Source organism: Streptomyces sp. YIM 98790 (assembly GCF_011421595.1).
Classification (GTDB): Bacteria; Actinomycetota; Actinomycetes; order Streptomycetales; family Streptomycetaceae; genus Streptomyces.
The window spans coordinates 1-13,680 of record NZ_WTLH01000034.1 but is presented as its reverse complement, the minus strand read 5'-3'; the positions used below and the strand labels follow the sequence as shown (position 1 = coordinate 13,680).

The 13,680-nt window shown below is 74.7% G+C and carries 13 protein-coding genes, 1 tRNA gene and 1 riboswitch; of the genes, 9 read left to right on the top strand and 5 right to left on the bottom strand.

What is annotated here, in order from left to right:
* Positions 1–34: 34 nt before the first annotated feature.
* The 3 genes from GQS09_RS08765 (at position 35) to GQS09_RS08755 (ending at position 2,563) form a co-directional block, all read left to right on the top strand.
* On the top strand, positions 35–1,192 hold the full coding sequence (locus GQS09_RS08765; RefSeq protein WP_313896058.1) for a methyltransferase domain-containing protein: 1,158 nt from the start codon (positions 35–37) through the stop codon (positions 1,190–1,192).
* A 96-nt stretch (positions 1,193–1,288) separates the two neighbouring features.
* A riboswitch (cobalamin riboswitch) is annotated at positions 1,289–1,435 on the top strand.
* A gap of 29 nt (positions 1,436–1,464) precedes the next feature.
* A complete protein-coding gene (locus tag GQS09_RS08760; protein WP_165985440.1) occupies positions 1,465–1,689 on the top strand; it encodes a CbtB-domain containing protein in 225 nt (74 codons plus the stop codon).
* Positions 1,690–1,711: 22 nt separating this feature from the next.
* Complete coding sequence (locus GQS09_RS08755; RefSeq protein WP_165985439.1) at positions 1,712–2,563, top strand: CbtA family protein; 852 nt, start codon at positions 1,712–1,714, stop codon at positions 2,561–2,563.
* Here the strand turns inward: GQS09_RS08755 and GQS09_RS08750 are convergent.
* The 3 genes from GQS09_RS08750 to GQS09_RS08740 all read right to left on the bottom strand — a co-directional run bounded on the left by GQS09_RS08750 (position 2,532) and on the right by GQS09_RS08740 (position 4,672).
* The gene (locus GQS09_RS08750; RefSeq protein ID WP_165985438.1) at positions 2,532–2,963 is read right to left on the bottom strand and encodes an OsmC family protein; all 432 of its coding nucleotides are present in this window, start codon (positions 2,961–2,963) and stop codon (positions 2,532–2,534) included. The genes GQS09_RS08755 and GQS09_RS08750 overlap by 32 nt on opposite strands.
* 128 nt (positions 2,964–3,091) lie before the next feature.
* Positions 3,092–3,178, bottom strand: a tRNA-Leu gene (locus GQS09_RS08745).
* Between the two features lie 72 nt (positions 3,179–3,250).
* On the bottom strand, positions 3,251–4,672 hold the full coding sequence (locus tag GQS09_RS08740; protein ID WP_165985437.1) for a DUF445 domain-containing protein: 1,422 nt from the start codon (positions 4,670–4,672) through the stop codon (positions 3,251–3,253).
* Between the two features lie 165 nt (positions 4,673–4,837).
* On the opposite strand from GQS09_RS08740, the gene GQS09_RS08735 reads away from it, so the two are divergent.
* Positions 4,838–6,217, top strand: a complete 1,380-nt coding sequence (locus tag GQS09_RS08735; protein ID WP_165985436.1) for a GDSL-type esterase/lipase family protein — start codon at positions 4,838–4,840, stop codon at positions 6,215–6,217.
* A gap of 353 nt (positions 6,218–6,570) precedes the next feature.
* A complete protein-coding gene (locus tag GQS09_RS08730) occupies positions 6,571–9,087 on the top strand; it encodes a transglycosylase domain-containing protein (RefSeq protein WP_243761238.1) in 2,517 nt (838 codons plus the stop codon).
* Between the two features lie 159 nt (positions 9,088–9,246).
* On the opposite strand, the gene GQS09_RS08725 is transcribed toward GQS09_RS08730, so the two are convergent.
* The gene (locus GQS09_RS08725; protein ID WP_165985460.1) at positions 9,247–9,549 is read right to left on the bottom strand and encodes a co-chaperone GroES; all 303 of its coding nucleotides are present in this window, start codon (positions 9,547–9,549) and stop codon (positions 9,247–9,249) included.
* A 73-nt stretch (positions 9,550–9,622) separates the two neighbouring features.
* The gene (locus tag GQS09_RS08720) at positions 9,623–9,985 is read right to left on the bottom strand and encodes a DUF3618 domain-containing protein (RefSeq protein ID WP_165985435.1); all 363 of its coding nucleotides are present in this window, start codon (positions 9,983–9,985) and stop codon (positions 9,623–9,625) included.
* A 147-nt stretch (positions 9,986–10,132) separates the two neighbouring features.
* Between GQS09_RS08720 and bcp the strand changes: the two genes are divergently transcribed.
* From bcp to GQS09_RS08700, 4 genes are all read left to right on the top strand, one after another.
* Complete coding sequence (bcp, locus tag GQS09_RS08715) at positions 10,133–10,612, top strand: thioredoxin-dependent thiol peroxidase (RefSeq protein ID WP_165985434.1); 480 nt, start codon at positions 10,133–10,135, stop codon at positions 10,610–10,612.
* Positions 10,613–10,995: 383 nt separating this feature from the next.
* Positions 10,996–11,799, top strand: a complete 804-nt coding sequence (locus GQS09_RS08710; RefSeq protein WP_165985433.1) for a GntR family transcriptional regulator — start codon at positions 10,996–10,998, stop codon at positions 11,797–11,799.
* A gap of 118 nt (positions 11,800–11,917) precedes the next feature.
* On the top strand, positions 11,918–12,697 hold the full coding sequence (locus tag GQS09_RS08705) for an HAD-IIA family hydrolase (protein WP_165985432.1): 780 nt from the start codon (positions 11,918–11,920) through the stop codon (positions 12,695–12,697).
* 107 nt (positions 12,698–12,804) lie between these two features.
* A partial coding sequence (locus GQS09_RS08700; RefSeq protein ID WP_165985431.1) for a hypothetical protein occupies positions 12,805–13,680 on the top strand: 876 nt, incomplete at its 3' end.

The following is a 13,680-nucleotide window of genomic DNA, read 5'->3' as shown; positions in this document are numbered from 1 at the left end:
CTCGTATACCTGACGGCCGGCGAAGGGTGAGGACGTGAACCAGGGCACGGGAATCGAGGAGCGGGCCGGGGCGGACGCGGAGCCCGCCCCGGGGATCGAACAGCAGGCGGAGCGGCTGCGGGAGGAGATGACGGCCGCCCTGGAGGACGCCGGCTGTCTGCCCGACCCGGCCTGGCGGGCCGCCTTCCGGGCCGTGCCCCGGCACCTCTTCGTGCCGTACTACTACGACCCCTCCGGTCTGAAGATCTCCCGCGAGCGGCGGCCCGGCCTCTGGCTGCGCGGCGTGCACTCGGACAACGCCCTGGTCACCCGCAGGGTCGGCGGCGAGCCCACCTCCTCCAGCTCACAGCCCTCGCTGATGGCGGACATGCTGCACCAGCTGAAGACCGCCGACGGGCAGCGGGTGCTGGAGATCGGCACCGGAACCGGCTACAACGCGGCCCTGCTCGCCCACCGCCTCGGCGACACCGGCGTCACCAGCATCGACATCACCCCCGAGCTCACCGCCGCGGCCCGCGCCCACCTCGCCGGGGCCGGCTACCACCCCGCCGTGCTCACCGGCGACGGCGCGCTCGGCTGGCCGGAGAGCGCCCCCTACGACCGGATCATCGGCACCTGCCGGGTCGACGCCGTTCCCCTCCCCTGGCTGCGGCAGCTCACCGAGGACGGCCTGGTGGTGACCCCGCTGGGCAATGCCGTGGCCCGGCTGCGCCGCACCGGACCGGAGCAGGCCCGGGGCCGGTTCCTCTCCGGCGCCTGGTTCATGCCGCTGCGCAGCACCGCCGCGGCCGCCGGACGCGTCCCGGCCGCCGCCCCCGCCGAGCCCGGACCGGCCGATGCCCGCCCGACGGCGCTGGGCGCCACGGCCATGGACGACGACGCCTTCCGCTTCCTGCTGAGCCTGCTGGAACCGGACCTCGACTGGCGGCGCGACCCCGACCCCGAGGGCACCGCCCCGACCCTTGTCTGCCTGCGGGCCGCCGACGGCTCCACCGCCCGGCTGCACCGCGACGGGCAGGTGGAGGAGGCGGGCCCGCGCCGGCTGTGGGCGCGGCTGGAGGAGCTGCACGACGCCTGGGCCGCCGCCGGCCACCCGGAGCCGCAGCGCTTCGGCATCACCGTGGACGGGCCGCGCCAGACGCTGTGGCTCGACTCCCCCGAAGGCCCCTCCTGGCCCCTCCCGCACCGCTGAGCACATGCGCACACCGCTCCTGCCGAAACCCCGGAACGGCGTGTGACAGGCCACGTTGACGCCGCCGGGGCGGCCTGCCACGCTCATGGGGCCATATGTTCATACCGAGGCGACGGTCCCTCAGGAACCCGGTGCAGAACCGGGGCGGTCCCGCCACTGTGACCGGACGGCACGGCACCGGCATTGCCGGCCAGCCCGACCCGTCCGGAAGCCAGGAACTGACCCGTCGCTCTCCCATCCATGGGGCGTGGAAACCCCAGGAGGAGGTAGGGATGTCCGAGCACACCCTCGACCCGGCCGCCGCTCCGGCCGCTCCCGCCGACGCGTCCGTCCGTTCGGCCCGGGACTGGAGCATCGCGGCCGTCGCCGCCGTTGTCGCCCTGCTCGCCCTGTGGGCGGTCTTCTTCGACAACGGCCAGGCCATCGCCGCGACCGGCGACTATCTGCACGAGTTCTCCCACGACGGCCGTCATCTGTTCGGCGCTCCCTGCCACTGAACACGGGAGAGGACAACCGCATATGACGTCGTCGGCACCGTCCCCGGTGCTGCCCCTGCTCGTCCGCGGCCTGGCCGCGGGCGGGCTGGCCGGGCTGCTCTCGGGGCTGTTCTCGCTGCTCGTGGCAGGACCGCTGCTGGACCGGGCCATCGCCCTGGAGGAGGAACGCCTCCACGCGGGCCGGGCCCTCGCGCTCGCCGCCTCGCTGCCCGCCTCCCTCGCGCATGGCGAGACGGAGGTCTTCAGCCGGGGAACGCAGCACTTCGGACTGGTCGTCACGGCCGTGGTCACCGGGCTGGCGCTGGGCGTCTTCTTCGGCATCGGCTACGCCCTGCTGCACCGGCGGACCGCGCTGTCCGGGGGCGACCACTGGACGCGCGCGCTCGCCCTGGCGGGCGCGGGATTCCTGGCCCTGTCCCTGCTGCCGGGGCTGCGCTATCCGGCCAATCCGCCCGGTGTGGGAGACGCCGGGACCGTCGGCGACCGGCAACTGCTGTGGCTGGCCGCCATGTTCCTGGGGGTTGCCGGCACGGCCGCCGCCTGGCGGCTGCACCGGCGGCTGGCTGCCCGCCCGGCGCCGGTGCGTCATCTGGCGGTGGCGCTGGTGCTGCTGGCCACCGTCACGCTGCTGTTCGCGCTGCCCCCCAATCCGGACCCGGTCGACGTGCCGGCCGCCCTGCTGTGGGACTTCCGGCTGCTGTCGTTCGCCGGGCACGCGGTGCTGTGGGCGGCACTGGGCGCGGCGTTCGGCTGGCTGGGCCTGCGCTACGACCCAGCCAGCCGTGCCGCCGCTGATACCGCCCCGGCGGCCGGCTCGGCGACCGGCTCGGCGGCCGGCTCGGTCAGCTCAGCAGCTCGGCGCTCTCCAGGCTGATCGGCACCGCCTTGAGCGCCTTGCTGACCGGGCAGTTCTCCTTGGCCATCTCGGCCGCCTGCCGGAAGTCCTCCTCGCTGATGCCCGGGATGCGGGCCTTGACCTTCAGCACGATGCCGGTGATGCCCTCACCGGGCTGGAAGGTCACCGCCGCCTGGACCTCCAGGGACTCCGGCGGGGTGCCGGCCTTGGCCAGGCCGGCCGAGAAGGCCATCGAGTAGCAGGAGGAGTGGGCGGCCGCGATCAGTTCCTCGGGGCTGGTCCGGCCGTCCGGCTCCTCGGCCCGGGAGGGCCAGGTGACGTCGTAGCTGCCGAGCCCCGACGACTCCAGCTCGACCTTGCCGGCGCCGCCGATCAGGGGCCCGTTCCAGTTGGTAGTCGCGGTGCGCGTGGTTGCCATCGCTCAGTTCCTCCACAGGGAGAGGGAAGTTACAGCCGACGCCCCCACGCTATCCCGCCCTCGCCCTCCGCCACGCCCGGCCCGCCCGGCAAACCGGAAGCCCCGGGCCACCGGCTCCGGGGCTTCCCTGGTGCGGCCGGAGGGATTCGAACCCTCACGGGCTTGCGCCCATTGCGACCTAAACGCAACGTGACTGCCAGTTCCACCACGGCCGCCGCCTGTTGCTGCTGCTCGATGATAGCCGCCTGCCCGGCACCGGGTCCCGGCCGTGGGGAGCCGCGGCCGGGTCAGCCGCCGAGGGTGTGGGTGAGGGTGTGGATGAGGAGGCCGGCCAGGGCGCCGATGATGGTGCCGTTGAGGCGGATGAACTGGAGATCGCGGCCGATGTGCAGCTCGATCTTGCGGGAGGTGTGCCGGGCGTCCCAGGCGGCGACGGTGTCGGTGATCAGGCGGGTGATCTCGCGACGGTAGCCGCCGACCACGTGCACCGCGGCGTCCGCCACCCAGCCGTCGAGCTTGGCGCGCAGCCGGTCGTCCTCGGACAGCCGGCCGCCCAGGGAGAGCACCGAGGCCCGGGCGCGCAGCCGCAGCGCGCTGCGCTCGTCGTCGGCCGCGGTGAGCAGCATGGCCCGCACGGACGTCCAGGCCGAGGAGATGACGTCCTGGATCTCCGGGCGGTGCAGGAGCTCGCTCTTGAGGCGTTCGACGCGCTGCTGGGTCTCCGGGTCGGTGCGCAGCTGCTCGGCGAGGTCGGTGAGGAAGCGGTCCAGGGCGCCGCGGGCCGGGTGGCCGGGCTGGTCACGCATCTCGGCGGTGAAGCGCAGCAGCTCCCGGTAGACGCGTTCGCCGATGCGGCGGTCCACGAAACGGGGGGTCCAGCCGGGGGCGCCGCCCTCGACGGCCTCCATCACCGTGTCCCGGTGGTGGACCAGCCATCCGTGGGCCTTGGCGCAGAACAGGTCGACGGCGCGGTGGTGGCCGCCGCCCGCCACCGTGCGGGCGAGGAGGTCGCCGAGCCGGGGGGCGAACCGCGCGGCCTCGGCACGGCGGGTGATGGCCTCGCCGACGATGGCCTGCACGTCGGTGTCGCGCAGCACGGTGAGGCCGCCGCGCAGTGCGGAGGCGAGTTCGCCGGTGACGCGGTCGGCGTTCTCGGGCCGGGAGAGCCAGTCGCCGAGCCGCCGGGCGAGGTCGACGGAGCGGAGCCGCTCCCGGATCACCTGTTCGGAGAGGAAGTTCTCGCCGACGAAGTCGCCGAGCGATTCGCCGAGCTGGTCCTTCTTGGTGGGGATGATCGCGGTGTGCGGGATGCGCAGGCCGAGCGGGTGGCGGAACAGGGCGGTGACGGCGAACCAGTCGGCCAGCGCGCCCACCATGCCGGCCTCGGCGCCGGCCGCCACGTAGCCCGCCCAGGCTCCGGCGCCGCTGCGTTCGGCCCAGGTGGCCAGGGCGTAGATCACCGCGACGAGCAGCAGCAGTCCGGTGGCGAGGGTCTTCATCCGCCGCAGGGCGCGCTGCTTGGCGCGGTCGCTCTCGGTGAAGGCGTCGGTGAGGCGGCCCCGGCGCGGCGCGCCCCCGCCCCCGCGGTCGTCTCCGCGCCCGCTGCGGTCTCCGCCGTCGTCGGCGGCGCCGGTGCCCGCGCCGGCGGACCCGGCCGTGGGCAGTGCTGCCTGGCCGCCGCTCTCCGGCGGTGTGGTGGTCTGCTTCATCCGTGTCACCTGTCCGGTCTACCCAGGGCGGCCGGTCGGCCGTGCCCGGCCGGATGCCCTGTCTGCCCGTGTCTCCCCTGTCGTTCCCCTGTCTGCATTGTGCGGGGTCGGGCGGCCCGGCGGGGGATGCGACGATGGCCGGGCAGCCGAGGAGAGGCCGGTGCGATGAGACGACGGCACGGCGGGAGGGCGGCCGCGCTGGTGGCCGTGGTGCTGCTCGGGGTGCCCGCCTCGGGGGCACTGGACGGGGGTCCGCTGCCGGCGGGCCGGGACGGGGCGGGGGTGGCGACGCCGCCGGTGGCGTCCTGGCCGCTGGATGCGCAGCGGGTGCCGGCCTCGGAGGGGCCGTGGGTGGCGGCGTGGATGGCGGCGGTGACGCCGCCGCTCGGCGAGGGGGATCTGGAGGAGCGGCTGGAGAATCGCTCCCTGAGGAATGTGGTGTCCGTCTCGGTGGGCGGCAGCGCGGTGCGCGTGGAGGTGTCGAACCGCCACGGGGACGCCCCGCTGCTGGTCTCGCACGCGACGGTGGCGCTGGCCGAGGGCCGTGGACCGGCCGCGCTGCCCGGCACGATGCGCGAGCTGTCCTTCGAGGGCCTGGCCGGGGTCAGCCTGCCGGCCGGGCGCGAGGCGTGGAGCGACCCGGTGCGGCTCGGGGTGCCGGACGGCGCGGGTCTGCTGGTCACCCTGCACACCCTTGAGGTGCCGCGGACGGGCACCTATCACCGGTGGGCCCTGCAGCCGGGCTTTGTGGCGGCGGGCGACCACGCGGCGGACGAGTCCGGCGCGGCGTTCGCCCCGGGAGGCGGGGGAAACGGCGGCGGGGGCGGCGGGGACAGCCGGGGCGCCGGGCGCTGGTGGTTCCTCAGCGAGGTGCAGGTGCGCAGCGACACGGTGCGCGGCGCCGTGGTGGTGCTGGGCGACTCGCTCACCGACGCCGCCGGGGCCACGCCCGGGGCCGGCCGGCGGTGGACGGACGTGCTGGCCCGGCGGCTGCGGGAGGAGCCGGACGCGCCGCGGCTGAGCGTGCTCAATGCCGGGCTCAGCGGCAATCGGCTGCTGCGGGACGCGCCGGTGGACCGCCCGTTCGACGGTGACGGGGGCCTGGCGCGGCTGGCCGAGGACGTGCTGGAGCCGGCCGGAGCGGGCACGGTGATCGTGCAGCTGGGCATCAACGACATCCGGCGCGATCCAGCCGGGGGCGATGCCGGGAAGCTGGTGGCGGGCATGCGCCGGCTGGCCGGGGAGGCCCGGGCGGCCGGGCTGACGGTGGTGGGGGCGACGCTGGCGCCGTGCGAGGGCTCGCGCCTCTGGACCGGGCGGCGGGAGGAGGTGCGGCAGCGGGTGAACGCGGAGATCCGTTCGGGCGAGGTGTTCGACGCGGTGCTGGACCTGGATCTGGCGCTGCGCGACCCGGAGCGCCCGGAGCGGCTGCGGCCGGCCTACGACTCCGGCGATCACCTGCATCCGAACGACGCGGGCCATGCGGCGATGGCGGCCGCGGTGGACCTGTCGGTGCTCGGCGGACGTGTGACGGGTCCGCCGTGACATCCTCGCCGCCTTGAAGGGCGGCGATGTACGGGGCCGGACCGGTGGCGTCCGGCGGCGGGGCGGACCACGTCCGGTTCCCCGACCGCGTCCGCCGCTCCAGGCGGGCCCAGCGTCGGTGGTCCGCGTCGGTGGTCCGCGTCGGTGGTCCGGCCCGTGCTTCGCGGGGCCGGCCGGCGAGGCGCCGCTCGCCGTCGTGAAGCAGTACATCGGGCAGCCGGGCGTTGCCGGGCGTGGCGGTCCCGGCGATGACGGCAAGTAATGACACACTTACAGGGCATATGTACGTTTTATCCCCTTTTGCTGGCCTGCTGGGCCGCAGGGGCCGCCGCGGACGAGGAGTCCGGACCGGGATGAACGACGACCACGAGAGCCCTCGCGGCGGACACCGCCACCAGGACCGGCAGGACGGGCCGGACGGGCGCCCGGACGGTGATCCGCCCGGCGAGGGACGGCCGGACGGCCCCGCCGCCCTCGACGCGGACCGCCCCGACGCGGACGGCCCGGCCCCGGCCCGCCGCCGGGGCCGCCGCCGGCCGTCCGCACGGCAGCGCCGCCGCCTGCGGCGGGAGCACCGCCGGCGCCGCCGTACCGGCTGGCGCCGCCTCCTCCCCACCTGGCGGATGGTGCTCGGCGCCGCGCTGCTGACCGTCGCCCTTGCCGCGGGCGCCTTCGCCGCGGGCTACCTGATGGTGGACATTCCCAGGCCCAAGTCGGTGGCCGCGGCCGAGGCCAACACCTTCCTCTACGCCGACGGCTCGCTGCTGGCCCGCACCGGTGAGGTGAACCGGGAGAGCATCCCCCTGAAGCGGGTGCCGGTCCCGGTCCGGCAGGCCGTGCTGGCCGCCGAGGACCGCGACTTCTACACCACCCCGGCCGTGGACCCCAAGGCGATGATCCGCGCGGGCTGGAACATGCTGCGCGGCGGCGCCCCGCAGTCCGGCTCCACCATCACCCAGCAGTACGTCAAGAACTACTACCTGGACCAGAGCCGCACCGTCGGCCGCAAGGTCCGGGAGTTCTTCATCGCGCTGAAGCTGGGCCACAAGGTGAGCAAGGACGAGATCCTGGAGGGCTATCTCAACACCAGCTATTTCGGCCGCGGCGCCTACGGCATCCAGGCCGCGGCCCGCGCCTACTACGGCAAGGACGCCGACCACCTCACCACCGCCGAGGGCGCCTACCTGGCGGCCCTGCTCAACGCCCCCAGCGCCTACGACGTGCACGCCCACCCCGAGCACCGCGAGCAGGCGCTCGCCCGCTGGAACTACGTGCTGGACGGCATGGCCGAGTCCGGCTGGCTGAGCGAGTCCGAGCGCCGCGGCATGGCCTTCCCCGAGCCGCGCACCGAGGGCGCCCCCGGCCCCGAGGCGGACGCCGACGCCGGGCTCAGCGGCCAGCGCGGCTATCTGGTGGAGACCGTGACCGAGCATCTGACGGCCGCCGGCATCGTGGACCAGGACCGGCTGGACGCCGGCGGCCTGCGCATCACCACCACCTTCGACCGGACCGCCCAGCAGGCCCTGACCGAGGCCGTGGACGCCGAGCTGACCAGCCGCATCAGCGCCGACCGGGAACCGGACGCGGCGGTGCGGGCGGGCGCCGCCTCCGTGGAGACCGCCACCGGCAAGGTGCTGGCGTTGTACGGCGGCAGCGGCTTCACCAAGCAGTTCCTGAACAACGCCACCCGCCGCGACTACCAGGCGGCCTCCACCTTCAAGCCGTTCGTCTACGCGGCGGCCCTGGAGCACGCCTCCACCGACCGCTTCGGCGAGCCGATCGGGCCACGCTCGGAGTACGACGGCAGCAGCGGCCGGGAGGTGGTCAACCGCGACGGACAGGGCACCGGCTGGGCGCCGGAGAACGCGGAGGGCGCCGGCTACGGCACGCTGACCGTGGAGGGCGCCATGAACCAGTCGGTGAACGCGGTCTTCGCGCAACTGGGCCAGGACGTGGGCCCGGACCGGGTGCGGGACGTGGTGGTCCGGCTGGGCATCCCGGCGGACACCCCGGGTCTGGAGGAGGCGGAGGGCAGCATCGCGCTGGGCACCGTCACACCGAGCGTCCTGGACATGGCGCACGCCTATGCCACGCTGGCCGCGCACGGCATGCGGCAGCCGCTGACCCTGGTCACCTCGGTCACCACGACCGGCGACGGCGAGCAGAAGTTCCCGCTGCCCCCGCGCCAGGCGGAACGGGCGATCAGCCGGGCGGCGGCGGACGGCACGACGGCGCTGCTCCAGCGGGTGGTGCGCCACGGCACGGCGACGACCGCACAGGCGGTGGGCCGCCCGGCGGCCGGCAAGACCGGCACCGCCGAGGAGGACAAGGCGGCCTGGTTCGCCGGCTACACGCCGGAGCTGGCCACGGTGGTCATGCTGCTGGGGCAGCACCCGGAGACGGGGGCGCAGCAGCCCCTCTACGGGGCGCTGGGCAAGCCCCGGATCTACGGCGGTGACATCCCGGCGCGGATCTGGGCGCATTACATGTCCGCGGTCCTCGCGGACCGGCCGGTCCGCGACTTCGAGCTGGACTCCACCCACGACCCGGGCGCGGACCTGCCGGACGACTACGGCACCCGGGACGAGGGCTCGCCGGAGCCGGCGGGCACGGACGGCATGGCGGACCCCGCCGGGGTGCCCGGCGCCGGAAACCTCGAGAGCGGCGGGGCCGCGGAGGGCACCGGGGGCTTCGGGGACACCGGGGGCTTCGGGGGAATCGAGGGGATCGAGGGGATCGGTGGTGCCCGGGCTCCGGGTGTGCCACCGGCCCGGCAGCCGCCGGCCGTGCCCTGGTCCGCGCCCGGCCCGGTCCCGCGGGCACCGCAGGGGGACGGCCGGCACACGGGCCCGGAAGGGGCCGGGGGCTAGTCACCCGGGTCACCCGGGACGAGAACCGGGACGGGAGCCCGCTCGGGGCGGAAATGCCCCGCGAGGCCCCGGAAGGCACCGGACAGCCCAGGGCCCGGGAGGCGAGGCGAGCGGCCCGGCGGACGGCGGAAGCGTTCTCCGGGCCGGGTGGCTGCACAGCTACAGGTAGAGGCCGGTGGCGTCCTCCGCGCCCTCCAGCCGCTCGGAGGCGACGGCGTGCAGGTCGCGCTCCCGCATCAGCACGTAGGCGACGCCCCGCACCTCGACCTCGGCCCGGTCCTCCGGGTCGTACAGCACCCGGTCCCCCGGCTCGACCGTGCGCACGCTCTGCCCCACCGCCACGACCTCCGCCCAGTCCAGGCGGCGGCCGACAGCGGCGGTGGCCGGAATCACAATGCCGCCCGAGGAGCGGCGCTCGCCCTGCGAGGTGTCGGTCCGGACCAGCACCCGGTCGTGCAGCATCCGGATCGGCAGCTTGTCGTGGGTCGGTTGGGTGCTCACGTGAAGACCGTATCTCAGTACCGCAGCGCGGCGGCTACCGGCGACGCCGCCGGCTGCCGGCAATCAGCAGCCCGACCGCCGCCACCGCGACCACCGCCACCGGCACCAGCCGGTCCAGCCGCGGCCCGCCGTCCGGGCGGACGAACTGGGTCCGCATCCCGGTGGCCGTACGGCTGGCCACCACGTACGCCTTGGCCGCCGTGCTGTCCACGGCGGAGACCACGCGGCTGCGGGCGTCCCGGACCACCGTGCCCGGCTGCACCCGGACGGTGATCTCCTCCAGGGTCTCCCGCAGCTCCGCGCGCCGGCGCCTGATGCTCTCCTGGATCTCGGCCCGCGAGGGGCCCCTGCTCCGTTCCCTGCCCTTGCCGCCGCCTGCCGGGCTGGCTTCCGACACGGTGCGCCTCCGTGGTCGCGTCCTGAACTCTGGTGGCCAATCTTGTCAGCTCGGCGGTCCGGGGCGTGCGCCGAACCCCCGTTTAGGCTTGACCGGCACCGGCCGGCGCACCGCCGGCACCCGGTCCGACCCTCACGAGGAGCACCGATGAGCGAGCGCCTTCAGCCGGGCGACACCGCCCCCGCCTTCACCCTGCCGGACGCCGACGGCAGTCCGGTGTCCCTGGCCGACTATGCGGGGCGCAAGGTCATCGTCTACTTCTACCCGGCCGCCATGACCCCGGGCTGCACCAAGCAGGCGTGCGACTTCACCGACAATCTGGACCTGCTCTCCGGGGCGGGCTACGACGTGATCGGCGTCTCCCCGGACGCCCCGGCGAAGCTGGCGAAGTTCCGCACCAAGGAGAACCTGAAGGTCACCCTGGTGGGCGATCCGGAGAAGCGGGTGCTCCAGGAGTACGGGGCGTTCGGCGAGAAGACCATGTACGGCCGCAAGGTCACCGGGGTGATCCGCTCCACGGTGGTCGTGGACGAGCAGGGCCGGGTCGAGCGGGCGCTGTACAACGTCCGTGCCACCGGCCATGTGGCCAAGCTCATCAAGGACCTCGGCATTCCGCAGGCGTCCTGAGCGGTTCCCCGGCCCGGCGCCTTCCCCGCATCTGCCCGCACCTGCCCCGCACCTGGCCCAGGCTGTCCGAACGGTCCGGTACGGACCGGCACCGGCCCGCACCGTGCGGCGGGCCCGTGACCCCCGGCGTGCGCCCGCGCGCCCCTTTCGCACCGAAGCTGCCGGCCCGTGCGGCCATGTGCCCCTCCGGACACGGAACCGCCGGGCCCGGCCATGGCGTCCGAGCAGACCGGACGGGGGGATGTCCGGCGCGCCCCGGAAAGGGGCGTGCGGGCGGCCTCGGGCGGGTATCTGACGCTTCGCGGTCGGACGCCCGCCGGACCTGATGATCTGATAGACAGTCAGGTCAGGTCAGGGTTCCGCGATGCGAGAGGAATACCGGGGTGTGGAGCGGAGGAATCCCGCAGGACGGCAACGCGCCCGTCCGCGCCGGGGTCCCGGAACACGGGCGGGTGCCGAAGTACTACGCGGTCAAGATCCGCCTGGACGAACTGCTGGCCGAACTGGGCGAGGGAGAACCGCTGCCCGCCGAACGCGAGCTGTCCGAGCGTTTCGGGGCGGCCCGGGAGACGGTGCGGCAGGCGCTGCGTGAACTGCTGCTGGAGGGCCGGCTGCGCCGCCGCGGCCGGGGCACGGTGGTGGCCGGGCCCAAGCTGGTCCAGCCGCTGTCCCTGGTCAGCTACACCGAGGGGGTGCGGCGGCAGGGGCTGCGGCCGGGCCGCCGGCTGATCGGGCTGGAGCGCTACCCCTGCCCGCCGCGGCTGGCCGCGGAGCTGGACGTGGCGCGCGGCGACGCGGTCTGGCACCTGGAACGGGTGCTGCTGGCCGACGACGAACGGGTCGGGCTGGAGTCGACCTACCTCGCGGTGGCCCGGGCGCCGCGCCTGGACCGGGAGTTCGACCCGGACTCCTCCTTCTACACCTACCTGCGGGACGAGCTCGGCATCGTACTCGGCGACACCGACGAGCGGCTGGAAACGGTGCTGGCCACCCCGCGCGAGGCACTGCTGATCGGCACCCCGCCGGCGCTGCCGATGCTGCTGATCCACCGGGTGTCCCGGGACGGCACCGGGCGTCCGCTGGAGCGGGTGCGCTCGCTGTACCGGGGTGACCGGTTCAGCTTCACCACCCGGGTCACGGGCGACGGCCGCCGGGGCGGCGGCATTCCGGGCCGGTCGGCCGGGTGAAGGCCGGGACCCCTGTCATACGCTGGGATCATCGGTGCGGCACGGCGGGGTGCCCCGCCGGTGGTCCCGTCCCCGTACCCGCTTCAGGCGCGTACCCGCACGGCAGGAGTCCGCAGCAGTGGCAGAGCGCAGGCCGATCGAATCGTGGCTGACCGACATGGACGGCGTCCTCATCCACGAGGGGGTGCCGATCCCCGGGGCGGACAGGTTCCTCAAAAGGCTGAAGGAGTCCGGCAGGCCGTTCCTGGTGCTGACCAACAACTCCATGTACACCCCGCGTGATCTGCACGCCCGGCTGAGCCGGATGGGGCTGGAGGTGCCGGTGGAGAACATCTGGACCTCGGCCCTGGCCACCGCCCAGTTCCTGGACGACCAGCGGCCCGGCGGCACCGCCTATGTGATCGGCGAGGCCGGCCTGACCACGGCGCTGCACGACATCGGCTACATCCTGACCGACACCGCGCCGGACTACGTGGTGCTGGGCGAGACCCGCACCTACAGCTTCGAGGCGCTGACCAAGGCGATCCGGCTGATCAACGACGGGGCTCGGTTCATCGCCACCAACCCGGACGAGACCGGTCCGTCCACCGAGGGGGCGCTGCCCGCGACGGGCTCGGTGGCGGCGCTGATCACCAAGGCCACCGGGCGGGCGCCGTACTTCGTCGGCAAGCCCAATCCGCTGATGATGCGGGCCGGACTGAACGCCATCGGGGCGCACTCGGAGTCCAGCGCCATGATCGGGGACCGGATGGACACCGACATCCTGGCCGGGCTGGAGGCCGGCATGGAGACCTTCCTGGTGCTCACCGGGCTGACCCGTCCGGGCGATGTGGACCGGCACCCGTTCGTGCCCTCCAACGTGGTGGACTCGATCGCCGATCTGGTCGACCGGATCTGACACGAAGGGAGGCCGGGCTGCTCCCGATGGCGTAACCCGGCGCCGCAGCGGATGCGGCCCGCGACAGGCCGGGCGACCTTCGGAAGTACCGATCCGGAGGTCGCCCGATGAGCATCACCCCTTGCCCCCAGCCCTCGAACGAGGCCCCGAACGAGCACTCCCCGCACCACCGCCACCGGTGCTCGCTCCGGTGCGCCGCCGGGGCCGCGCCGGGCTCCGGCGGCCGGAGCATGCGCGGGGTGTCCCTGGCCGGTGTGGCGCTGGTGGCGGTCGCCGGCTGCGCCGCCCTGCCGGTGAAGGCCCACCCGGCGGCCGATCCCAGTCCGCTGATCGAGCTGCACGACGGACAGCACGACGGACAGCACGACGGGCAGCACGTGGAACGGCATGACGGACAGCACGCGGACCGGCATGGCGGACAGCACGGGGAACGGCATGGCGGGGGACATGCCGACCGGCCGCCGGACCGGCCCGGCGGCGGGGATGTGCACATCACGCCCATGGACCCGCGTCCGGGCGAGGAGGTGCTGATCCGGGTCTACAGCTGCCCGGGCAAGCGGGGCACCGCGCACTCCGAGGCGTTCGTGCACGAGGCGCGGCTCTCGCCCGGGACGGACGGGGAACTGATCGGCGAGGCGCGGATCAGCTCCTCGATCGCGCCCGGTGTCTATCCGGTGGACATCTCCTGCGAGGGCAAGCCCAAGGAGCCTCGCGGCCGGATCGTCGTCACCGGCCACGAACACGGCAAGCACGACAAGCACGGCGGCAAGCACGACGAACACGGCAAGGACGGCGGCAGGCACGACGAACACGGCGGCAAGGACGGCAGGCACGACGGGCACGACGGGCACGGCTGGCCGAGTGCGCCGGTCCGGGCGGGAGGCGGCGGCGCCGCCGAGCAGCTCGCCCCGGCCGGACAGGCCCGGCAGGCCGGCGAGGGCGACGACGCGGGCGCGGCCGGCCAGGCCCTGCTCGCCGCGGGC

Bases quoted from the DNA above. Each gene is read 5' to 3' on its own strand.
- GQS09_RS08760 (WP_165985440.1), top strand. From the start codon at position 1,465: ATGTCCGAGCACACCCTCGACCCGGCCGCCGCTCCGGCCGCTCCCGCC.
- GQS09_RS08755 (WP_165985439.1), top strand. From the start codon at position 1,712: ATGACGTCGTCGGCACCGTCCCCGGTGCTGCCCCTGCTCGTCCGCGGC.
- GQS09_RS08750 (WP_165985438.1), bottom strand. From the start codon at position 2,963: ATGGCAACCACGCGCACCGCGACTACCAACTGGAACGGGCCCCTGATC.
- GQS09_RS08740 (WP_165985437.1), bottom strand. From the start codon at position 4,672: ATGAAGCAGACCACCACACCGCCGGAGAGCGGCGGCCAGGCAGCACTG.
- GQS09_RS08735 (WP_165985436.1), top strand. From the start codon at position 4,838: ATGAGACGACGGCACGGCGGGAGGGCGGCCGCGCTGGTGGCCGTGGTG.
- GQS09_RS08730 (WP_243761238.1), top strand. From the start codon at position 6,571: ATGAACGACGACCACGAGAGCCCTCGCGGCGGACACCGCCACCAGGAC.
- GQS09_RS08725 (WP_165985460.1), bottom strand. From the start codon at position 9,549: ATGCTGCACGACCGGGTGCTGGTCCGGACCGACACCTCGCAGGGCGAG.
- bcp (WP_165985434.1), top strand. From the start codon at position 10,133: ATGAGCGAGCGCCTTCAGCCGGGCGACACCGCCCCCGCCTTCACCCTG.